Here is a 23,778-nt window from a genome sequence, read left to right on the forward strand (position 1 = left end):
CAAGTAGCGCTAAGCTACCCACTCTCAACCATCACAAACTACATGCGGTAACTAAAGTAGCCATCCGCACTACTGGTCGCATTATTCGGGAAGTAGTCAAAGCCTTCCGCAGCATAGCTACCAGTAAACGCCGCATTGATGGTGCGGAACATCACACGGAAAACGCTAGGGTCGCCGATACTGCTACGCGCAAAGCTGATTTCAGCATTACTACCCGAAACGCCTCGGCTGGTTCCGCCAACATACTCCCAGCTCCAACTGCTGCCATCACCGATATAACGCTGTAAGTTTGCGCCTTCCAGCACATACTCAGCCCCCATACCCGGTCCGGCACTAAAGCCTGTCGCAGGGTTATTATCGGTATCGATAAATACCTGCCATGGCCACCAGTTGGCGGTATTAATCGCGCCATCGTTTTTATAAGCGAGGTAGATAGTGTTGCTATCGTGCGCCATCCAGGTTTCCATCCAATCGGCTTGTGCACCAGCGACCGAGATATCATCGCCATCACGGCCAAATGACGTCACCGAGCTCCAATCACTCAGGTTGCCATCTAAACTCAATGCACCAAATGGCACAGGGTTTGAAATGGCACCACCGAAGCGGTAGTTCAGGCGACCTGCGCCAAGGTTTGGATAAGTATCATCATCCGAGCCATCATAGTTGCCCGTGAAAATACCATTTCTGGCTTTCACCAGCGCATATAGCTCGACAGGGTTTCCGATTGCTGAGCGCGGCATACTAAACTCGGCAAAGTCGCCATTCACTGCATTGCTAGTGCCGTTCACATACTGCCATGCCCAGTTCGAACCAGTTCCCGTATATTGGTAGATCGCAGAGCCTTGCAACATGTATTCAGCGCCCACATCGTTACCCGCCTGAAAGCCACTGCTGCCATTCAGATCAGTATCGAGGAACACCTGCCACGGCCACCATGTTCCGGTATTGATCGGGCCATCGTTGCGATACGCGAGATAGAAGTTCGCGGCATCATGTGCCATCCAAGTTTGCTGAATATCCGCTTCAGCATTGGCCGTCGTAATATCATTCGCTTCGATGCCAAATGATTGCAAGGACGCCCAATCACTCGCATTGCCATCAATGCTTAAGGTACTCGCATTAGTGACTGGCTCGATAATGATTGGAGAAACGGGGTTTGCCCCCAAGTTATAAGTGAAGTAACCGTTATCCGCGTTCGGGTAGTTGTCCACCACATAAGAGCCGGTAAAGGTCGTGTTGTCAGCCCGGAATAAAGCACGAACCGACTCTGGATTACCCAGCGCACTGCGCAAAATACCTGCTTCTGCATATTCACCTTGTGCAACGGATTCTAGTCCACCAGCAACCGCTGCCCATGACCAATCTGAACCACTTCCGGTGTAACGGTACAAACTCCAACCATTAAACAAGTAGTCAGCACCCAGCGCGCCATTAATGGCAAAGCCGCTGTTCGCACTGCTATCGGTATCCAGGTAAATACCCCATGCCCACCAGGAAGCTAGGTTAATTGCGCCTTCATTGCGGTATGCAAGATACAGCTTCTGATCATCGTGCGCCATCCAGCCTTCTAACCAATCAGCTTGTGCGTTGGCCGCCGTCACATCATTGCCATCCGTGCCCAGCGAGGTCACTGCGCTCCAGTCACTCAAGCTACCATCAATAGCGATACTGCCATTACTCACTGGATAGCTCACCGCACCCGTCGGGTTGGGCGTAACCGGCGTATCATCCACGGCTGGAATCACTTCAAACGTCAGCTGATCGCTCCAGCTCTGCACATTCCCTGTCGCGCGCTCAGCCCGAATTCGGAAGCTCATCTGCTTGGATGAGGAAACATAAGCGGCAATATTGTCACTAATGGTAATAGCGACCGGATAGTTATTTTCATTACCCACAGTCGCCGTATCAAACAACTCCCAAGCTGCATTTTGATAGTTATACAGGTAGGCTTGCTGGCTCACATTCTGCAAAGAATATTGACCGACATGCAGCACTTTAAGCGCCGCAATCTCACTTAAGTCTTCGCTGATGGTTGTCGTCACATTCCAATCAATCACCTTCTTGCCACCAGAGCTTACTGAGTTGATGTCATAGGTCTCGCCATCAATTGCACCCAGCAAACTAAGCTCAGTACCATCTTCAGTTCCCACGCTCAGGTTTACACTAGCGGGGGCATAAATGCTTGGCGCTGCGGCGACTAAAATAGAGATCTCACCGGTATCTTCACCTCCGGCTCCATCGCTTAAGATGTAGCGCAGAGTATCCGTTCCGGTAAATCCAGCCGGTGGCGTGTAGCGGTAACTACCACCACCCAAATCACTCACGGTACCTACACTGCCTGTGCTGCCATATACATAATTAATCGCAATGCTATTGCCATCCAAGTCGCCATCATTAGCCAGCAACTGGTTTTGGGTAAAGGTCAGCGGCGCATCAACATCGGTGCGGAAGCTATCATCACCAGCCGCAGGCACGTGATTGGTTGAGGCATTTTGCGCGCCATTAAATGACACTAAGACCAGCGCATATTGCGTTAATGGAATATTAAAGCTGACTTGGCTACCGGACTGCGTAAAGGCTACATTGCTGCGGCTTGGCGTTGTGTTATCCGGATTGCTTAGGCTAATGGTATTAACCTGCTCACCATTTGGCACGGTGTAAGTCACTGAAATATTGGTTGGGGTAACCGAGAAATTGCCATCTACACCAATGAAGTTAGTGAACTGCAAAACCGCTTGCTGATTAAGCTGCGAGGTTTCTACATAAACGCGATCATCCGCATTGGTCGTCACATTCACCGAAGTGTTTGCGCGCACTGTTGAGGCCAGTGTATTACGTGCAGCCGTTGTACCTGATGTTAAATACTGCTTACCCAAACGGTCAGCAAAGTAATAGGTTTTACCTGAGCCATAGTTCTGCACTTTTTGGCTTGGCAGCGTGTCGCCTAAGTTAAAGCCCAGCAGATCGGCCAGCGCATAATTGCTGCGTGCAATACCATACTGATTCATACCGGTTGGATTCGGGCCGGTAACAATGAGCTTCCCGCCCTGCTGCACATAAGTGCGCAGTCGAGCCGCTTCGGTATCGGAGATAGCTTCCACATTCGGCAGGAATACGGTTTGATATTGACTCAATTCAGCCTGACTTGGCACCACTAAAATATTGAACGGAATGTGCTCATTCACCAGTACTTTTAGTACGCCGCGATGCTCTGCGAGGTAGTTACGCTGATACACACTGTCAATCGCATCCGACGCCCACCATAGGTCATCACCACCATCGTCTGTGGTCGCAAACATGCCTAAGCCTTGAAACTGATCCACATAATCGCGACTTGGCGATGAGAAGAAAATACCGGTCTTCGCGGTCGAGTCGGCTTCAAACAAATACGGCGCGTTAAACTTGCTCCAGTTAAACATACGGCTACGAAAGGCATCGCCAACTGTGGTCGCCATTTCAGGCACTTGCAGTTCATAAGGGTTATTACCGGCAATCATGGCCTGTGCCATCACCTGCTGTGCGTCATCCGCTTGCTTACCGTAAGTGAACGTCCAGGATGGTTTGTCACCCGTTGAGCCACGCGCATATTTCAGTGCGGAGATAAACGAAATCCAATCATCTGTTTGTGCATTTCGCATGCCGACATTGTTACTCATGGTATCAACTTCGTACACCTGAGTCAGTCCCTCTATATCCTTGAGAAAGCTGGCATCCAAGCCGTAAATTGTGCCGCCGTTGTAGTCTGTCGGCAGCGTTTCAGCAATGATTGTAAATTCAGAATTGACGCTACGCGCTTCGCTGGTCATATCGGTTAAGAAACGGGCCAGCTCTTCATGACGCCAGTGAATCCAACGCTTCCAAGCCGCGTCATTCCAGTCTTCAGCAGTCGGGGCTGAGTAGCCGGTATCTGATTCGAAACGAGCAACCGCCTCCGGATTCATCCCGCTCCATTTGGTGCCGCCAAAGTCCGCATAAATGGGCACATCCGCCCAAATGCCATCAATGCCCGTAGCGACTATTTTCTTAATGCGATCGAAAAAGTAATTACGGTAGCCCGTTGAGCTAGGCGACATCCATGCGCTTTCTGCATTGGCTTCAACCCAGAACACTTGCCCGCCACCACCATAAAACACATTGGTTTGGCCATCTAATCCGACCTGCACCCAATCCGGATGATCTTTAGCCATGGTGTTAGGAATATTCTTACCATTTAGGGTAATCACTTCCAGCGCCGGAATATACCAAACCACCCGCAAACCACGCTTATGAGCGGCATCGGCAAACTGGCGCATCAACGCTAATTCCAGCTCAAACTGCGCATCACTTTGGTAATTAGACAGATCAGAATCCGCTTCAACCACGGTTACATGCTGGGAGACCAGCGTATCCAACATGGTGTCAATTTCTGCTGCACTCATGCCAACGGCAATGGCTGCACCCCCGATTTTTGCAGTCTTCGCCCAGTTATCAAAGGCGGTCGGTTGTGCCGCGTAGGCAGTCGCGCCTAGCAGTAAAAGCAGTGACAATGCACACTGCCCCAAGCGACGTAAAGCGGGATTCCGAGTCTTCATCCGTAAATAGCTCCAACAATTATTTTTTGGCAATAAGCCTGATTTAAGTAGGTATCAGGTCTTATAGAAGTAATTGGAGCAAAAGGAGATGGGGGCGTGCACTAGCGGTTTAGCGGGAATGATAAACGGGAAACCGTTACCCATCAGCCATGACTGGAATGAGTAACGGGTTTTGTATCTATTTTATGCAGTACGCTTAGTAAGAATACGTGGTTTCAGTAACCCGAGCGGTGATTTCAATTTCAATCTTCATCGCATCATCCAGCAGGCCGGCAATGATCACGGTCGCCGCAGGTTTTGCAGTGCCTAAGTACTTACTAAATACCGGCCAGCAAGGTTCGAAGTCTGTTTTTTCAGGCAGAATATAATGAACGCGAACGGCCTGATCGAGGCTAGTGCCCGCTTCGGCTAAGGCTTTTGCGATATTCTGAAAGCATTGGTCAGCCTGCTCAACCACATCATCCGAAATCGACATGTTGTCGTAGTTGTAGCCTGTGGTGCCTGAAACAAATACATACTCACCATCGACAACAGCGCGTGAATAGCCAATTTTTGCTTCAAACTCAGAGCCACTAGAAATCAGTTTACGGTCCATAATATTCCCTAAAATACTGCTAATTAAGAAGATTCTTTCGCCTGTCACTTTGCATCAGGCTGGCGAATGCGTCAAGCGGCGTTTAAATGGTCAAACAACATGCTCAAACTCACGCAACTCCCCCGTCACCGGACACGTAAAACGCAATAAAGCCGCCTGCAATTGCAAATCCCGCTCACTGCGGCCACTGCCATATTGCCGATCACCCACTACTGGATAACCATTACCCGATAAATGCTTACGGATCTGATGCTTGCGACCTGTTTCGATATGCACATCCAGCAAGGTTTCATTCGCTGTCGCATCATAATCAAGTATCCGCACATGGCTGCAAGCCGCCTTACCATCCACTTCATCGCGAATAGTTTTTACCGACTCGCCTGTCACTAAAGCCTGAGCAAAATCGCCCTCAACCAATACCTGATAATGCTTTTCAATGGAGCGCTCTTCAAACATTTTTGAGAAGGCCGCAGCGACCTGCTTTTTATGCGCCAGAATAATCAAACCATTGGCTGGCCGGTCGAGCCGATGCACAATAAACGCAGGGCGCTCAGGTGTTAAATGCTGCTCCGCCCACCGGTAAATCGTGCAATGGTCACCCCATTTCGAGCCTTGCGATAACATGCCGGAAGGCTTCAGCCAAATGCTGTAATCCCCGGCATCATGCACTAACGTCGCCGATGGCGGCTCAGCACTCAGTACGGCCTCATCATAATACACATGCAGCACTTCACCCGCTTTCAGCGGCTTTTTAGCCCGCCGTAAGCGCTGAATAAATAGCTTGGCACCATGCGTACTTTGCTCTAACCAAACACAGCCTTTTTGCATCGCCGTTTTGAGCTTTTGCTTAGAAATGCCTGTGGCTTCAGCCAAGCAATCAACCGCCGTCTGCCCATCATTCACCACGGGAATATGTTGCTCAACTTGAGAGCCATTCACTTCTGAAGCTGATTGCTCAACCCCAGTGTTAATTTCAGACATCAATCAACCCTTCGCCAGCGTAACAGCACGTAAAATGGCTTCCGGCGTTGCAGGCGCATCCAGCTCAATGGCCACCTTATCTGCCGCCACACTCGCCACCGCATCGCGAATCGCAAAGTAAGCCGACATACCCAATAACAATGGCGGCTCACCCACTGCTTTCGAGCGTCGAATCGTGTCTTCAACATTATGATTGGCATACAGGTGTACATTAAACACCGGCGGATAATCATTCACAGCCGGGATTTTATACGTCGATGGCGCATGGGTGGTGAGCTTGCCAGCGGCATTCCAACACAGCTCTTCGCTGGTCAGCCAGCCCACGCCTTGGATATAGCCACCTTCAATCTGCCCGACATCCAGCGCCGGATTAATCGAGTTACCCACATCGTGCAAAATATCCGCTCGCAGCAATTTCATTTCACCGCTTAAGGTATCAATCACCACCTCGGAAACTGCCGCGCCATAAGCGAAATAGAAGAACGGACTACCGGTGAGCGTTTCCGCATCCCAATGAATTTTTGGGGTGGCATAGAAGCCATCAGACCACAGCTGAACCCGCGCCTGATAAGCATCATTCACCACTTCGGCAAAACTGTATTGCACTTCGCCGACAGTGACTTGCCCATCGGTAAAATAGATCTGGCCTTCCAGCACATGATCACGCAGCGCTAAAAAGGTCATCAATCGCTCGCGGATTTGACGGGCCGCATCTTCAGCCGCTTTACCGTTTAAGTCGCTACCACTGGAGGCGGCTGTTGCCGAGGTATTGGCGACTTTGCTGGTATTGGTGGCGGTGCTGCGAACATGCTCAATGCCAATCCCCAGTTCATCGGCAACGACGCGCTCAATTTTACTGTGCAGGCCCTGGCCCATTTCAGTACCACCATGATTTACCAGCACCGAGCCATCGGTATACACATGCACCAAGGCTCCGGCCTGATTAAAGTGCGGCACATTAAAGGAGATACCGAACTTCACTGGGGTCGCCGCCAAGCCACGTTTCAGAATGGGGCTGCTTTGATTAAAGGCTTCAATCTCAGCGCGCCGGGCAGTGTAATCAGAGGATTCCAGCAGATCCTGATACACCTCGGCCATCACATTATCGACAATGGTTTGGCCATAAGGCGTGATATTGCGGTCGGTTTTTCCATAGAAATTGCGCAAGCGAATGACGGCAGGGTCTTCACCAAGATGACGCGCCACCTGCTCAATGGCATGCTCAATCGCAATCGCACCCTGCGGCCCACCAAAACCACGAAATGCAGTATTCGACTGGGTATTAGTACGCGCGCAAAAAGCCATTAACTCGGAATGGTCGAGATAGTAAGCATTGTCGGCATGCGTAATGGCACGCGCGGCAACCGGCCCACTTAAGTCAGCAGAGAAACCCGACTGTTGCGTCATATCCAGCTTATACGCCAGAATCTTGCCGTTATTATCAAAGCCGATTTCATAGCTGTAACTAAAGCCATGTCGCTTGCCGGTAATCAGCATGTCATCATCGCGATCGAGTCGCAGCTTGACAGGGCGCTGCAGTTTGCTGGCCGCTAACGAAGCCACACAGGCAAACAATGCCGACTGCGACTCCTTACCACCAAAACCACCACCCATGCGGCGAATTTCCACCGTCACTTGGTTGGATGGTAACTGTAAAGCATGTGCCACCAAATGCTGCATTTCAGTCGGGTGCTGCGTGGAACAATGCAAGAAAATCCCGCGATCTTCGGTTGGGATTGCGTAACTAATCTGGCCTTCTAAATAGAAGTGATCTTGCCCACCCACCGCAAACTGACCTTGCAAACGCTGTGGCGCTTTAGCCAAGGCTTTTTTCGCATCGCCACGTGCTAAGCGCATGTCGGGCAATATTTTAGAATCTGCTTTACGCGCCTCGTGAATATCTAATATTGCTGGTAAATCTTCGTATTCGATGACCGCTTTGCGAGTGGCTTTACGGGCTAAATCGACGGTATCGGCTACGACTACAAAGATTGGCTGACCAACAAAGTGCACTTCACCATCGGCTAAAATCGGATCATCCTTAATAATCGGGCCACATAAGTTTGACCCCGGAATATCGCTGGCTTGATACACGCCCTGCACACCCGGAAAGGCGATGACCGCACTTAAATCCACACTAAGCAGTCGAGCATGCGCACGTTCACTTAAGCCCAAAGCCGCATGCAAAGTACCGGCTAACTCAGGAAGGTCATCCACATAACTGGCTTCGCCCGCCGCCTGCATCGCTGCCGACTCATGAGGCCTGGAAATCCCTGCTGCTTCTACAATCAGTAAATCACTCATGATGCAAAACCCTCCGCAAATTCAAACACATTCAGCGAGCTGGCAGCCACTGGTGCATCACTACGCGTTTCCAAAAAGAAGCGATACAACAAGTTTTCAGCCCCTTGCAGGCGATAATCTGAAGTGGCCCGCATATCGCTTAGTGGCTTGAAGTCCAACCTTAGAGCCTGCATCGCACGGCGCACGGTGGTCTCATCCCAATCCTGATTGAGTAGTGCCAACTCAGTCCGCGCTGCCCGTTTAGGCGTTGCCGCCATGCCGCCGTAAGCAATGCGAATACCCTGTACTTTGCCCTCATCCAGCACCACCGAAAACGCCGCACACACTGCAGAGATATCCTGATCAAAACGCTTGGATAATTTATACGAACGGGTCAGCTGGCCAGCTGCTGGTTTTGGAATATGAATGTGACTAACAAACTCGCCTTCCGCCATATCCTTCTTTTGATAATCCAGATAGAAATCCTGCAAATCAATCTCGCGAGAGGCTGCACCTTTACGTAACGTGATGCGCGTACCCAGCGTGATTAATACCGGCATTGAGTCACCGATGGGCGAGCCATTGGCGATATTACCGCCAAGCGTTCCGGCATTGCGCACTTGTACCGAGCTAAAGCGTCGCCACAGTTCACCCAGTTCAGGGTAGGCAGTATTCATGCGTGCAAAGGCATCGCTTAAGCTCACGCCTGCGCCAATAGTAAGCGCCTGATCGGTTTCGGTCATGGTTTTCAGCTCCGGCACATTGCCGAGATAAATCACGGTATCTAGCAAGCGGTGCTGCTTGGTTACCCATAAACCCACATCGGTACCACCGGCTAATAAGGTAGCCTGCGGATGCGCCAAACGCTGCGCTGCTAACTCATCGATTGAAGCCGGTGCGATATAAGTTTGTAACTGACCCGTCACTGGCGACTGACTTTCCAGCGTTAATGATTCATTCGCCGTAATACTTTGCAGTTGCTCAATTAACGCCTGCTCTTGCTGGCTAATCACATCGCCAATCCCCGGTAGCGTAAACCATTCCTGCTCAGTGCGCTCTGCACCCATTTGGTACATTGTGTGGGCGGCTCGAACAATTGGTTTGTAGCCAGTACAGCGACATAGATTACCACTTAGGTGATCATGAATTTGCTGCTTGCTAGGCTGCGTCTCACCTTTGTATAAGGCGAATAACGACATCACAAAACCCGGCGTACAAAAGCCACATTGCGAGCCATGCTCATCAACCATCGCCTGTTGCGCGGGATGTAAAGCACCACTGGCAGCGGCTTTCTTCAAGGACTCAACCGTAAACAAGGCCTTGCCATGTAAGGTCGGCAAAAACTGGATGCAGGCATTCACCGCACGTAAGCGCACGCGGCCCTCATGCAGCTCGCCAAGCACCACGGTACACGCGCCGCAATCGCCTTCCGCGCAGCCTTCTTTGGTGCCGGTACGATGCAGTTGCTCGCGCAAATAGGTTAATACGGTTTGAGTGGCTGACACAGCCGATAGCTGCCGAACCTGACCATCAAGTATAAATTTTAAACTTGTCTGACCCGAACTGGACTGACTCATAATATCTCCGGCGCTGAATTTATAGAGCTAACATAGAACAGATTGTGATAAGTGTCACCCGTCAACGAGGCAAAATTCGCCCCAAGCGTGTTTTGCCATTTCGGCAATAGCCCCTGACACGCTGCGCGCATCAATATCGGCTTCACGCACTAAATGATCAAAATGCTGGGTTAAAGCCTGAATTTGCCGCGTTTCCCGAAACACAAGGTAGTAGCGACCGATATACACCACCGCTAAAAAATGCCCGAATACCGTAATCGGTGAAGAGTACACTTTTTTGTTATCGCATAAATACACGCGTAATGACGGGTATAAATCCCGACAAGCGCGCACTAAATGCTGAATTTGCTCCTGACGCGCCTCCAGCGATAAGCCATCCCAATACCCCTCGCCATGAATCAGCGATTTGATCATGTGGGTCGAGATGCAAATCTCATAATCGGAGCCTGGCGCATGCAGCCATTGCAGGGTTTCATGCATGGCGCTGCTGGCTTGCTCCGGGGTCTTATCCAAAAACTGTGCGTATTCAAAACTTAGCACGGCTTCGGTTTTTAAGATATCCGGAAACGTCGCTGGCACATGGCGGATTTTGTAACCTGCCGCTTCACGGTGCCAAGCCAGAATCTGATTATCCGACGGAGTGCGCACCGCATCGGTAATTTCACAGGCGGTCGATAGCAAGCCGGCACTGGTCTCGCTGCGCTCACTTAAGCCTAACAGCCAATCGGTACTGACCTGTAGCGAGGAGGCACATTCCGCAGCCAAATGCGCATTGGGTAAACGTACATCCTCTTTATTCAGTAGCTGCGCGATGGTCGAGCGATCGACCTGACATTGCCGCGCTAACTCGCTGCGACTCATGCCAACGGCTTGCATGCGTGACAATAAACGTTCCCGAAACAAACTGGCGCGCTCTTCTTTTCTCATAAACTGGTGATAAAAATCTACAAAGTTTTATCTTATCACCATTCGGGAATTTTGTTGCCAATGTTCAGAATTACCGTGATCAATCGGCTTTGCTATGCTTCACCCATCGCAAACACACATTGAATAGGTAACCCATGGAAACGACACTAAGAACCGTTATCAAAGCAGTCAGCTGGCAAGTATTAGGTATCGCCGTAATGTCGGCAATCGCATATCTGCACACTGGCTCAATCAGCACCGCGCTATCAATGGCAGGCACCACCTCAGCGCTGGGCTTTGTGAGCTATTTTATTCATGAAAAACTGTGGCAGCGCGTTAATTGGGGCAAGATGGCTAGCTCGTGATTAACTCGCCACAAGCAATTACAGCAGCTCGACGAGTTGCTCCAGATACAGCTGATCGGTTTCGTCAAACGTATTTAGCTCATCGCTATCAATATCTAAAATACCGATCACTTCGCCGTCTTTAAATAGCGGCACCACAATCTCGGAGCGACTCGCTGAACTGCACGCGATGTGACCGGGGAATGCATCCACATCCGGCACGATCACCGTTTTAGCTTGCTCCCATGACGTGCCACATACGCCCTTTCCTTTACGAATACGGGTGCAGGCAATGGGCCCCTGAAATGGCCCCAGCACTAACTCATCCTGCTTGACCAGATAGAAGCCAACCCATAAAAAATCCATCCCGTATTTCAGCACCGCCGCCACATTGGCCAGATTGGCAATTTGGTCCGGCTCGCCACTCACCAGCGATTTGATTTGTGGAAGCAAGGACTGATAGATCTCGTGCTTGTCGGTCGACTCAATTAGCGTTAATTCTTCTGCCATGATTTTCTCATTTATCTATATGTTCAAGTTACGCTCAAGCACGACACTAGCGCCTAATAATAGCGGGCAATGATTTAGCCCATCAGGCTAGCAATACTTTCAGACCCATTAGGATTAGCACAATACCGCCAAATAGCTCAGCTTTACTCTCAAGCCAGGTGCCGCTTTTATTGCCGACCAATACGCCAATCCAGCTAAACACAAAAGTGGTGACGCCGATAATCGTGCAGGCAACAAAGGGGTTTACGTCTAAGATCGTCAGCGTAAATCCGGCGGCCATGGCATCAATACTGGTCGCAATGGCCAACATCAGCATCACCCGATGCGTGATAATGGCGATATCTTCTTCGATCCCTTCGGAAAACGACTCATAGATCATTTTACCGCCGATCAGTAATAGCAAGATAAAGGCAATCCACGGTGCATAAGACTCCACCCAGCCTAAAACGCCCTTACCACCCAAATAGCCAATCATCGGCATTAAAGCCTGAAACAGACCAAAATAAATGCCTGACATCAAAGCCAGCGAATTGACTTCTTTTTTGTGCTTAGAGCCAAGGCCAATGGACACCGCAAACGCGTCCATGCTCAACGCCACGGCGAGAATAAATACTTCAATCACTTATAAAACCCTGCTAGCGATCGTGTGTAAAAACCAAAGTCTGGTCCAGGTAAACTAGTCTAAAGCGGCTAAATTCAGCTTGCCATCTTGTACTGGCGGGCACCAAAAATAACAACCAGTGACTGGGCGCGTAAAGCTAAACAGCGCATCTACAATGCCATCTTCGGCACCAACCATGCGGTTTAGAACGGCTTCAAATGCATCGAAGTTTTTGCCAAAAGCTACGAACATCAACCCTTCTTCGATCTCATTTGACCAAGGCATCGAGCGACGCAACATAAAGGCTTCTGGTTCGAAGTGTTCTTGCTCAGCGCGTTTTACGTGAGCCGACTCTGGGGCATCATCCAGCTCTTCGTTTTCGACACGGCTGCGGCCAAAGGTGTGATCTTGTTGCTGCGGAGTCATCGCTTCGAAATCATCAAGATTATGCACCCACTCCTGAACGGCAACGTAACTGGAGCCGTTTAATGCGGGGTTATCCGAGCTGCAAATGGCCGCATCCAGCGCCTCATCATCTTCCGGATTTTCGGTGCCATCTTCATAGCCCGTTAAGTCGCGTGACATGCTGTCGTAGCGGAAGGATTCCTTGATGTGGTCGAGCTCGAATGACTCTTTGAGTAGTGAGCGGGTCGCGCGGGCTTTATGCAGAATCTCACCATGATCATCACCGCGAATCCAACACATCAGCGCGAATGGAGTGGCTGGTGTTTCGATACCCACGCCATCGAACTCCGGCATTCTGTGCATATTGTCGATCTTAGCACCAAGACAGGTAATCAGCGCGTGCCCCAAACCCACCACGATATCATTTTCCACTGCCATATCGGACAGTGCTTGCAGAGCGGCTTTAGGATTCGCGCCTGCTTTTAAACGAAAAAATTGGTAACGGGCTAACGCCGGAACGCCGTCAATAATACCTGGTTGATAGTTCATAAAGCTCACTCGTTTTTTGGTTAGTGCCGAGTTTCTAATATGCGAGGGAAATAGTCCAGAGACATGACATGCTTATCTGGGCTTACATCCGTCCAATGCGGTCAAGCAGCACAACATCTAAGTCTCGCCTGGAGTCAAAGACGCCAACAATATGCACCTCACCATGAAGCTGTCTATACACGATACGCCAGGGCGCTTCGATCAACTCGCGATAGTGTGATATTCCCGTGATTTGCAACTCAGGAACCAACCTCCCTCGCAGTGGAAATTCCGACAACGCCATTGCTCTACTTTCGATGCGATCCAGCACTTCAATAGCTGCATCAGCATTATCCTGAAAGATGTATTCAACAATTTCTTGAAGGTCTTGCTCAGCAGTTGAGGTCCAACGAATCTCTCGATTCATTCTTTGCCTGCTCGTGCTTTTAAAGAAGCACGAAGCTCACTGAACACCTGCTTTTGTGGTTTTGTTCGGTTGTTTTGGATATCCGCTTCGCCCTGTACTAGCAGCTTTAACATCAAGAATGCTTGTCTTTGCTTTTGGTAGCTATCGTAATCTTGCACGACGGCGCTCGCTGAACCATTCTGTGTCAGGATTAAATTTTCTCCGGCACGCGTACTTTCTAACAACCGACTAGCTGAAGCTTTGAATTCAGTTAGGCTAATAATTTGTTCGCTCATAATACTTAATTCGGTTCTAATTCGGTATTTTAGAATATCATATTCAGCTTACTGCGAAAGGGCCTCTAGCAAGATTATTAGCTCCGCAGCCATGTCGTATCGTAAATATTCGTCCTCTACTAATACCAAATCCCGTTCACCCTTGATAATGGCTCTTAGCTTATGCAGAAAGATTTTATTTTCTTGAGCATAATTGGTAATCGCACTTGAAATCACCTGCTCCAATCCAGCAGTATTGCCCTGCTGGATAGCCTGCCTTGCGGACAATGCCAAACGTCCGACACCTGAATGATTTTCCCCACCACCTCGCCGATATACTAAATAAGAATTCAATGCTTTTTGCCGCGCCTCATAGGCACATTGAGGGTTACCACTTAATTGTTCCAAATTATGCAAAATTGCAAAAGTTATCCATGGCGCAATATCACTACCACGTCCCTGCTGGCACCTAATAGCCCTCAGAAGCTGCAATCGAGCTTCATCATATTGTTCGAGTGCAACTAGCATAGTTGCGACATTCGTACGAGCTGCGCCCTCATACCGTAAATTCCCCAAAGTAGCATAGATACCTGCAGCCTGTTGGTAAAAACCCAAAGCTTGCTCTTGTCTACCCGAAGAAGCATAAAGGTTCCCTAATTCACCTAAACTAGCCGCTTCACCCGCTTTTTTACCCAGCTGGTTTTTCATCACAATCGACTGTCTATATGCTTGTTCAGCCAACTCAAAGTCGCCCAGTTCCTTGTGAGTCATTCCTATTTGATGAAAAATATTTGCCACTGCTTCAGGCTCTCCTGACTGATGAAATAAGTCCAATGCCTGCTGAAAACCTTTTAGAGCATCAGCATAACGTCTTTGAGCTCTGCATAAAGTAGCTAACTGAACTTCAATAATAGCTATCTGGCGCATGTTCTCCGACTCCGCAGCCAACTCTCTTGCTTCTATGTAAACTACTTCCGATGCTTTCAATTGTCCCATTGCTTGCAAACAATCTCCTTTTTCGCTCAAAGCAGATATAGCCATCATTTCACCTCTCTGACCTAAAGCTTCAAAGCGCTGCCGCGCCTCCTGCAAGTACAGCAAAGCCTCCTCTGAGGCCCCTCCAGTTTTTAACACCTGTCCGTGTAACTTGCTTGCCATTGCTAAATCATAATCAGCCCCAGGGTATGCCCAGTCCCTCTCATGATTACATTGCTTATACAGCGCCCGCGAAGCGATATAAGCACCCTGTATATCCTCTCGCTGTAGCAGCCGCTCAATTGTCATACGCTCATGCTCAAACCTAGCAACACCCCACTCTCGAAAACTTTGAGCTACCTGATTCCGCCAAGACACTAAACACGCCAACTCCTGCGCCTGATTCTGGTATTCCAATAACTGCTCAACGCTAATAATTTTGTCAACTACAACTGAGTCTGTCACAGATCCATTATTCCATGCCTCCATAAGCCTCTGTAAATAATGCATTAAGTTGGGCAACTCTAATTGTGTTAGCTGAGTTGCCAGCTTCATATCCTTAGGGCGCTGCTGATAAAGAAATTCTACCAATTCCCCCATCGCCTCCTGCCAGCGTTTATCATATTCTGCACACTGCTCATATGTTAACAACAAGCCCAAATAAGTAGGCAAGGCCGGGTCAAGACGGACATAGCCATAATCACCAATAGCTTGCGCTAGACCGACCTCGATAAGCTTGTTAACAACTTCTGTCATCCTCTCAGCATCAGAGCCCATAACACTTGGCAGAGTGATAGCATTCCCTCCATCCTGAAACACCGCCAATCCCACAATCTGCTCCCGCGCCTCTGGCGATAACCGCCGCAACGACAACTCAACACTGGCAAATAAAGAATTTTCCCGTTGCCCCGGATAGCGTTGCTCCAGCGCTTGCATAATCTCACGCACATTCGCCGTCGTTGCAGTCACCCCACGTTGAGCCAGCTCCCGAGCCAACAGCACCAGCGCCCGTGCATGGCAACCCACGGAGTTCACCAGATCATTCACTTCCTGTGGCGTATTGCCGGTGTCATCATGGCGCAGGCTCAGTCCCTCTTGGTTCATAACCTGCATCACCAGTGCTTTGGCATCGCTGAGTTCCAATGCGCCGAGTTCAATCTCGCGGGCTTTGTGGTGGAAAGGCTCGAGTAGGGGCTCGCGGGTGGTGAATAGCAATTTTGCCTCGGGCAGCTTGGCCAGCACATCTAGCACCGCTTGTTTGTTGGTTTCGTCTGCCAGCAGCGATTCCATATTATCGACCACAATCAGTGTGCGGTCATTTTCCAGCGTGCGGCGAATCGCTTGTAGTGCCTGATCAATATCACCGGCATATTCCACCGCCAGATTATGATTGGCATTGACCAATTGTTGTAGCAGCACCTCGGTCACTGCGCGGTCATGGGTGTATTCCTCAACACTCACAAAGGCGCAACGATCAAAGCGGCGACTTTTCACCAGCCAGTTCGCCAACTCGACCGCTAAGGTGGTTTTACCCGCACCACCCTGACCGCGAATCACGACATAGGGCTGGTGTTCGAGCAGGCGCTCGGCTTTGAGCAGGTCACGACTGCGCCCGATAAACGCGTGTGGCGGTGGCTCGGGCAATCTGCCAAGGCGGGTTTGTCGTTGTTGCGCCTGCATTTTTTGTGCGGTTGCGGAGGGAATCCATGCGAATAACTGTGGGTCGTGTTGTTCCTGATACAAAATCGGCACAAACCAATCCTGCAAATGTAAATCGCCTGCACCGGCTATTGGCAGACGATACGTATCGCGCATGAGCGTTTTTTGCCCCGCCAGCATGGCTGTACCCACTTGTTGTCCCAGCGCCAATGATTGATAAAACTCGGTGACAAAACGGCGCGCGGTTTCCACCAATACGCTGTGTGACATTGCCACCACCGAAGTGACGCCTTCATCCAGTAAACTGGCTGCGACAGAAGCATTTGGATCGGCTTCGGTTTGCGCGGTTTGGCAGGCTTCCAGAAACACTAGTGGAATGCGGAAATCTTTGAGTAAGTTGGCTAAATTGCTTTGTGGCGGTGCACTGGTTTGATTGGCGCTTGCAGAGTTCTGGCTTGCTTTGGCATAGACTAATTGACTGCGCCGTCCCTCCAGTAATGTGTCATCCTGCGGGTGTTCAAAGCATAAAGCACCCAAACCAAATTGACGGTCGTAAACCCCGTGCCCGTCGAAGTGCAGCACGTGGTAGGGCTTCTTGGCTTCGCGCGCTCGGTGTAATTCTTTTTCCAATGCTGGCAAAGTTGGCGGGCTTAGCACGGTCAGCTCCACCAAATCGCCCAAGGTCTCTACCGCCTGCACTAAGGGCAAAGCACTGGCGCGATGGTCGATATAGCTCACCCCTTTTTCTTCAGGACGTGGGCTAAGCAACAAAATGCGAATGGGGAGTTCGGCAGAGCTGGGTGGTTGATGTTTGAAATTCGGCAAACGACGGCGAATGCGTACCGGATTCGCGCCATCACTTAAATAAGCGTCGTCATGTAGCAACTCCCACGGCAGGCTTTGCAAGCGACTGGCGGCTTCATTGGCATTCGTCTGGGCATCTTGGTCTGTCTCGAAGTTATGCTTATCGACTTGTACTGAAAAACGGCGCTCGACATCACCGCGTGCTTGTTGCCATGCCGTGACTGGCTCGCGGCAGACAACTTGCCCAAGTGTGGCATTGTAGAGTGCTTTTCCCCATTCTGGCAGCTTTGCTTCAGTGGTTTCGGCTTGCTCACGGAATGAACCGACGGGCCAAATAAGGTATTGCTCCAGATACCAGCGAATATCATACTGCTCATTTTGGCCAATGGGCGCGGTAAAGCGGAAAGCGCGACTGTTGACTTCGCGTTCTTTACTGAGGTCGGGCGGGATATAACGGATCTCAGCGCGGGCGCTTAGAATTTCTTTGCCACTTTCATCGCAAGTAAGTGTGGGTTCGGTCAGTTCCAGCAGCAGTTCAGCAATGGGTTTATTTGCAACTTCCTGCGCCGTAGCTAAATCGTGATCGGGTGCGCGTTGGCCGAGTGCGGCGAGAATATGGGGGAGTTGTTCGTCGAGCTTGCCGACTTCTAATTCTATCGGCTCACCCGCTGGCTCTTCGCTGAAATAGCGTTTCAAGGCTTTTGGTGTAATGCCGGGTAACATCAGCGGGATTGCGCGGTAGTTTGGTCTTTCTTTTTCTACCTGCTCAGCAATTTCAATTTCATCGAAAACCCAATCGGAATTAATCGTTTTTGGGCTAATCACCACCAGAAAATGCTGGGCCGTACGAATGGCTTCTTCAATCTCGGGACTGAGCTTGCTACCACCACGCAAGTTACGAGAGTCTACCCATACCTCAAGCCCATGGTCTTCCAGCTTTTTACGCAGTAAGGCGACAAACTCATCATCTGCAGAGGCATGAGAAAGGAAGATATGGCGAGGCTTCGTAGGCATACACGGCTCATTGTGTGGGAGTTTTCAGCAGTATAGCAAGAAAACTCACTGAGCCAGCCAGTTATCTATGTTTGAGGCTTACGCCTTCTTCAACGTCCGCGCACCCAGCACAATCCGCGTCCCATTCAAATTCCCTTCAATTTGCCGCGCATTATCCGTTAGCGAAATATTCTTAATCACCGCGCCGCGCTTAGCCGTGACATTGGCTCCGGTAATAAAAATATCTTTAGTCATAATCGCAGAGTCACCCACCGCAAATGGCACGCCATTAATATCCAGTGTCGGCTCCTCAGTGAGTCGCAGATCAGCCATGGCCCACTTTTTCACGTCATCTTCGATGTACAACATCTCCAATAACTCATCCGGCCAACCTTGCCCCCTCATGCGATTAAGCAAGCGCCAACTCATCACCTGAACAGCAGGGATTTGCGACCACATGCTGTCATTCAAACAACGTAAATGTTTGGAGTCCATCTTCTCAGGATTTTCGATTTGCTCCAGGCAGGTGGCGCACACTAGTACCGATTTATCCAAGCTTTTAAGCGTGATCGGTGGCACATCATAAGCCGCCAGATTATCGTCCGAACCGCAAAGCTCGCATTTAGCATTCCCACGTTTTAATAGCGCTGCATCAACTGACATTTCAAATCCAAAGAACTGATAGGAACGGTAATGTTAAAGGTTTTTTACAGCCTGCACCATGCGCCATCAACTTCCTTACGAAAAGCGTTCACGGCACATGAATTTGCTCGACTTTGCCTCGAAATTTCTCAGTCAGTGAGGCATCCACATCCGCCGGATCATACATACCAAGCACCACGCCCTTGCGTCGCGACTTACCACGGGCATTCAGAATTTGCTGCTCAGAACGGGTGGTGCGCTGACTTAAGCGACGCCCCCACTGCGCCAATCGCTCATACATCAGCGCGATAGCGGCCACATGCTCCGGCTCCTCGCTAGCGCCCAAATCATTCAACTCTTGCGGGTCATTTTCCAGATCAAATAGCATCGGCCTAAAGCCACCTTCGGCATGCATCAGCTTCCAGCGCTTATCGGCGACCATAAATAATCGCGAATCACGTGGTGCCACATCTAATTTTACAGCTGCTGGCGTCACCGAGTAGTCATATTCACTAATTGCATAATCGCGCCATTCATCCACCGGTTCGCCATGCAGGAATGGCAGTAGCGAGCGCCCTTCCAGAATATGGTCAGCTTCACCTTTTAGCGTGCCGCCACTCACTTCATAAAAGGTCGCGGCCAGATCAATGCTCTCAACCAACTCATCACACACCGTTCCACGCGTGCTATCGGCTGCAGCGGAAGGGTCATAAATAATCAGCGGGACTTTCACCGAAGGCGTGTGAAATAAGTCTTTCTCACCCAGCCAATGATCCCCCATGTAATCACCATGGTCGGCGGCAATCACGATCATTGTATCCTCCATGCGGCCAGTGCTTTCAAGATGCTCAAACAAGCGCCCCAGCTGATCATCACACTGTTTGATCAAGCCCATATAGGCTGGAATTACGGTTTCCAACACTTCATCGCGGCGAAATGCCTGTCCGATCACATTGTTCATAAACTGTTCGTAAACCGGATGCGGATCATCCTTTTCCGAAGGGGCGCGATTCGGTGGCACAATGTCGTCTTTGCTGTACATGCCGTGATAAGGCGCGGGCACGATATAAGGCCAATGCGGTTTGATATAGGATAAATGACACAGCCATGGCGGGCTGTCTTCAGTATTCATTTGGTCGATAAAATCAATGCAGCGCCCGGTCATATACGGCGTTTCGGAATCTTCTTCGCGGATATTGGCAGGCTTGTCGGCATGCATCATCATCCAGCCGGAGGCCACGTCGCCATTATCGTCCACGCCAGAATTCGCATAGTCATGCCAAGGATTGTCGCTGTCATAGCCCTGAGATTTTAAGTATTCGTTATAGCTCGACTTTTGCTCATCGTACGCGCCATCCGGCCCTTCTGCCCACAGGCCATCATCGCGATCAAACACATCAAAGCCACACTCTGCGACGCGCGCACCGATAATGCTGTCTTCTGAAATACCCAGTCGCGCCATGCCTTCTTTATCGGCTCGCATATGCGTTTTGCCAATCAGGTAGGAGTCCATGCCTTGTTTACGCAAGTGATCGCCAATGGTCATTTCACCGACTTTTAAGGGAAAGCCATTCCAATGCGCGCCATGGCTGGAGGTATAGCGTCCGGTGTAATAGCTCATTCGCGAGGAGCCACACACGGGCGACTGGACATAGCAGTTAGTAAAGCGCACACCCTGATCAGCCAAGTGGTCGATATTGGGCGTATGCAAATGCGGGTGGCCGTAACAACTCAGATAATCAAAGCGCAGTTGGTCGAACATAATAAAGAGAATGTTTTTGGTTTTGTCTGACATATCTGCACCGGCACATTTAAATGCGAATCAATCCTAAGTCTCTAAGATCATACGCTTAAATGGGTACAACTCAATGCTAAAGCATATAATTACCTATAAAATAAGCAAAATTCAGACGAATAGTGGTCACATTACGCCTTATCAGTGCATAGCATCCGGCAAAAACAGTGCAATCTGAGGAAAATAGAAGATCAGCCCAGCAGTCATAATCATTGCGATAATGAATGGCCACACGCCTTTGAAGATATCAATGAGCGCCACATCATTGCGCGCGGCTTTTACGGTAAAGACATTGACCCCTAGCGGTGGCGACACTAATCCTAGCTCAATCAAAATCACCACCAACACACCGAACCAAATCAAATCAATGCCTTGAGCCTGTAGCGATGGCAGGAAGATCGGGATAATTAATACCAAGATTCCCAGCGACTCAAAGATCATGCCTAGCAGTAAACACAGCGCACAGATGGCCAAGACTAATTGCATGCCCGTGATACCATTGTTTTCCAGAATCCCGAGCAGCTCATACGGCAGGCCGCTGATATTCACAAACTGGCTAAACACGATAGCGCAGGAGGCGATTGCCATGACCGAGGCGGTGGTTCCGGCAGCGGCCCCAAACACCTCCCGATAGGCTTTGAGCGTGCGCATTTTCCCGCGCGCTAAAGCAAATAAATACGCACCAAAGGCACCCACGCTGGCGGCTTCGGTGGGCGTGAATACCCCCAGATAAATACCGCCCAGTACTACAATAAACAGCACCAAAAAACTGGAAGTGCGGCGTATGGCCAATACCTTATCTGGGGAATACGGGGCCTCATCGGTGGGGATGATCAGCTCTGGCTTTAAGCTCACGCGGATATAGATGGCGAGCATAAACATCAGCATCATCAGCAAGCCTGGCAGCAGACCCGCTATCCACATTCTGCCAATATCTTCTTGGGCGAAAATGCAGTAAATCACCATGGGGAAACTGGGCGGTATAAGAATGCCGAGCGTGCCTCCAGCGGCAACTGTACCCGCCGATAAGGAGTCGTGATAACCAAAGCGCCGCATAGGCGGTATCGCAACACGAGTCATGGTTGCAGCGGTTGCTACTGAGCTACCACTCATAGTGGAAAATACTCCGCAGGCAATGACCGTCGACATGGCCAAGCCACCCCGTCGCTTGCCCACTAGCGCATTACCTAACTCATAGAGCTCATCGGTAATGCCACTGCGGCGTACCAGTTCACCCATCAAAATAAACACCGGCACCACGACCAAGCTGGAGTTGGTGAGCAGCTCCGAAATCTGTTGACCAGCCATATAGGAGGCGGCATCAATTCCACGGTAATAGGCAAAGCCCAGCAAGCCCATGACCAGCGTCGCCAATGCCAGCGGTACGCCAAATAAGGTCAAAAACAGTAGCGCGGCAAATCCGACTAAGGCGACCGTCACGCGGAGTCTCTCCCTTGCAAATAGGGCTTAACGATTAATACAGCAGAGAGCAAAATAAAGAAGGACACTACCGAGAACACAATGCCAACCGGCAAGTCGAGCACCACAGTGGTTTCATTCGACTCCAAGGCTTCATACGCAAATAGCCCAAGGATTCCCGCATATAACAAAGTACCGATTAACTCCAAAGTCGCCACAAAGCCTTCATACTTTTTACCAAGCCAGCGCTTTAATACACCATGAAACAAATCAACCGTGATATGTCCGCGATTATTATTCACTATGAAAAAGCCAGAACCGATCACTAAGGCCAGCAGACTATCGCCGATTTCCGCAGCGCCCCAAATCGGCTTATTAAACACCCAACGCAAAGCCACATCGGCAACCGTCAGCAAGACCAATAGTGTCAAAAACAAAAACGCCAGCCATTGGCCAAGTTGGTATAACCGCCTCATTTCACCGCGTCATATTGTTGTTGAAAATAGTCAATAATCTCCGCGCCATCCAAACCTACTTTTTTGGCTTGCTTATTAAACTCTGCCAGCTGCGGTTTAGCCGCTTCCTGCAAGCTTGCGTAGAAGTCTTCATTCGCCTCATTGATCGTTACGCCAGCCTCAGCCATGGTTTTCATGGCGTCATCTGAAACTTGCTCCGCCGCTTTTCCAACCTTGGCCGACAAGGCTTCGCCAGCAAGCTCTCTAACAATGGCCTGATCTTCTTTTGAAATTTTCTTCCAGGCTCTATCGCCCATAAACAGCGAAAAGCTGGTCGAGGTTGTCGCTTTAGGGAAACGCGTAATGTGCTTAACATAGGCCGAGGCTTTGAAATCCACCACCGAGCCCGGTGAGATCCCGTAGACCACATCCACCACGCCACGCGCCACCGGCTCACCCACTTTTACCGCAGGGCTAGTGATAGGCGACAAACCAAAATCCTTAATATTCACCGCCGCAGAGCCTGGCAAGGCCCAAACTTTCGCCTGCTTAAGTGCCGCCTTACTATTGATTTCATCCCCTAAGGAATACAAATGGCCACCGCCAAAATGAAAGCTGGATAAGAACTGCGCACCTTTAAAGTAGCCTTTATCGGCAAGAAACTTATTGTAGGTTCGGTAATGCGCAATCGAGGCAGGCTCGGCATCGGAAATCATAAAGGGCAATGAGGAAAACTGAAGTAGCGGCGCTTGCTTCTCGATAAAAATATCGGCGGTAATGGCCAGATCAGTAATGCCATTTTTAACCGCATTATATTGCTGTGCCGGTGGCGCTAAACTGCCTGCGGGAATCTCAAAGCTCACTCGTCCTTGCGTAGCTTTTTCAACATCCGTCGCCCACTCTTGCATAATGGCACGGGTGAAATGCGTGGGTGGCAGAAAGATATTTAAGATAAAGGTTTCAGCTTGCACGGCGGTTGCAGAGAGCAATACGCCGACACTCAACACGCTGTGAATCACTGCGCGCGGCAAGTGGTTTGATAATGTCATACTTT

General features: G+C 50.1%; 18 protein-coding genes. 1 reads left to right on the forward strand and 17 read right to left on the reverse strand.

The features are described 5' to 3' along the window. Positions 1-38: 38 nt before the first annotated feature. From LEUMU_RS28190 to LEUMU_RS0116150, 6 genes are all read right to left on the reverse strand, one after another. On the reverse strand, positions 39-4,571 hold the full coding sequence (locus tag LEUMU_RS28190; protein WP_022953329.1) for an Ig-like domain-containing protein: 4,533 nt from the start codon (positions 4,569-4,571) through the stop codon (positions 39-41). A 196-nt stretch (positions 4,572-4,767) separates the two neighbouring features. After that, on the reverse strand, positions 4,768-5,166 hold the full coding sequence (locus LEUMU_RS0116130) for a RidA family protein (protein ID WP_022953330.1): 399 nt from the start codon (positions 5,164-5,166) through the stop codon (positions 4,768-4,770). A gap of 90 nt (positions 5,167-5,256) precedes the next feature. Continuing rightward, positions 5,257-6,147, reverse strand: coding sequence for an RluA family pseudouridine synthase (locus LEUMU_RS0116135; RefSeq protein WP_022953331.1), 891 nt, complete (start codon positions 6,145-6,147; stop codon positions 5,257-5,259). A 3-nt stretch (positions 6,148-6,150) separates the two neighbouring features. Next, a complete protein-coding gene (xdhB, locus tag LEUMU_RS0116140; protein ID WP_022953332.1) occupies positions 6,151-8,451 on the reverse strand; it encodes a xanthine dehydrogenase molybdopterin binding subunit in 2,301 nt (766 codons plus the stop codon). Next, a complete protein-coding gene (gene xdhA / locus LEUMU_RS0116145) occupies positions 8,448-10,007 on the reverse strand; it encodes a xanthine dehydrogenase small subunit (protein ID WP_022953333.1) in 1,560 nt (519 codons plus the stop codon). The genes xdhB and xdhA overlap by 4 nt, the downstream gene beginning before the upstream one ends. Before the next feature lie 54 nt (positions 10,008-10,061). Then, positions 10,062-10,934: a helix-turn-helix domain-containing protein gene (locus LEUMU_RS0116150; RefSeq protein ID WP_022953334.1), complete on the reverse strand. Its 873-nt coding sequence runs from the start codon at positions 10,932-10,934 to the stop codon at positions 10,062-10,064. Positions 10,935-11,068: 134 nt separating this feature from the next. Between LEUMU_RS0116150 and LEUMU_RS0116155 the strand changes: the two genes are divergently transcribed. Next, positions 11,069-11,278 (forward strand): DUF2061 domain-containing protein, encoded by a 210-nt coding sequence (locus LEUMU_RS0116155; RefSeq protein ID WP_022953335.1) that lies wholly within the window; start codon positions 11,069-11,071, stop codon positions 11,276-11,278. A gap of 18 nt (positions 11,279-11,296) precedes the next feature. Here the strand turns inward: LEUMU_RS0116155 and LEUMU_RS0116160 are convergent, their stop codons facing one another. From LEUMU_RS0116160 to dctP, 11 genes are all read right to left on the reverse strand, one after another. Further along, positions 11,297-11,767, reverse strand: a complete 471-nt coding sequence (locus LEUMU_RS0116160) for a GAF domain-containing protein (RefSeq protein WP_022953336.1) — start codon at positions 11,765-11,767, stop codon at positions 11,297-11,299. Between the two features lie 82 nt (positions 11,768-11,849). Next, the gene (locus LEUMU_RS0116165; RefSeq protein WP_022953337.1) at positions 11,850-12,389 is read right to left on the reverse strand and encodes a manganese efflux pump MntP; all 540 of its coding nucleotides are present in this window, start codon (positions 12,387-12,389) and stop codon (positions 11,850-11,852) included. Between the two features lie 54 nt (positions 12,390-12,443). Further along, a complete protein-coding gene (locus LEUMU_RS0116170; RefSeq protein WP_022953338.1) occupies positions 12,444-13,322 on the reverse strand; it encodes a Dyp-type peroxidase in 879 nt (292 codons plus the stop codon). Between the two features lie 82 nt (positions 13,323-13,404). Then, on the reverse strand, positions 13,405-13,728 hold the full coding sequence (locus LEUMU_RS0116175; protein WP_022953339.1) for a type II toxin-antitoxin system RelE/ParE family toxin: 324 nt from the start codon (positions 13,726-13,728) through the stop codon (positions 13,405-13,407). Continuing rightward, the gene (locus LEUMU_RS0116180; RefSeq protein ID WP_022953340.1) at positions 13,725-14,003 is read right to left on the reverse strand and encodes a type II toxin-antitoxin system Phd/YefM family antitoxin; all 279 of its coding nucleotides are present in this window, start codon (positions 14,001-14,003) and stop codon (positions 13,725-13,727) included. Before LEUMU_RS0116180 ends, LEUMU_RS0116175 begins: the two co-directional genes overlap by 4 nt. A 48-nt stretch (positions 14,004-14,051) precedes the next feature. Further along, the gene (locus tag LEUMU_RS0116185) at positions 14,052-18,434 is read right to left on the reverse strand and encodes a TIR domain-containing protein (RefSeq protein WP_022953341.1); all 4,383 of its coding nucleotides are present in this window, start codon (positions 18,432-18,434) and stop codon (positions 14,052-14,054) included. 78 nt (positions 18,435-18,512) lie between these two features. Beyond that, positions 18,513-19,076 (reverse strand): PhnA domain-containing protein, encoded by a 564-nt coding sequence (locus LEUMU_RS0116190; RefSeq protein WP_022953342.1) that lies wholly within the window; start codon positions 19,074-19,076, stop codon positions 18,513-18,515. Between the two features lie 88 nt (positions 19,077-19,164). After that, positions 19,165-20,850 (reverse strand): sulfatase-like hydrolase/transferase, encoded by a 1,686-nt coding sequence (locus LEUMU_RS0116195; protein WP_022953343.1) that lies wholly within the window; start codon positions 20,848-20,850, stop codon positions 19,165-19,167. A 141-nt stretch (positions 20,851-20,991) separates the two neighbouring features. Next, positions 20,992-22,290, reverse strand: a complete 1,299-nt coding sequence (locus LEUMU_RS0116200) for a TRAP transporter large permease (RefSeq protein ID WP_022953344.1) — start codon at positions 22,288-22,290, stop codon at positions 20,992-20,994. Then, entirely contained in the window at positions 22,287-22,745 is a 459-nt protein-coding gene (locus LEUMU_RS28195) for a TRAP transporter small permease (RefSeq protein ID WP_022953345.1), read from the reverse strand. The genes LEUMU_RS0116200 and LEUMU_RS28195 overlap by 4 nt, the downstream gene beginning before the upstream one ends. Next, positions 22,742-23,773 carry a TRAP transporter substrate-binding protein DctP gene (dctP, locus tag LEUMU_RS0116210; RefSeq protein WP_022953346.1) on the reverse strand — a complete coding sequence of 344 codons (1,032 nt, stop codon included), beginning with the start codon at positions 23,771-23,773 and terminating at the stop codon, positions 22,742-22,744. Before dctP ends, LEUMU_RS28195 begins: the two co-directional genes overlap by 4 nt. Positions 23,774-23,778 lie beyond the last annotated feature (5 nt).

Source organism: Leucothrix mucor DSM 2157 (assembly GCF_000419525.1).
In the GTDB taxonomy this organism is placed as follows: Bacteria; Pseudomonadota; Gammaproteobacteria; order Thiotrichales; family Thiotrichaceae; genus Leucothrix; species Leucothrix mucor.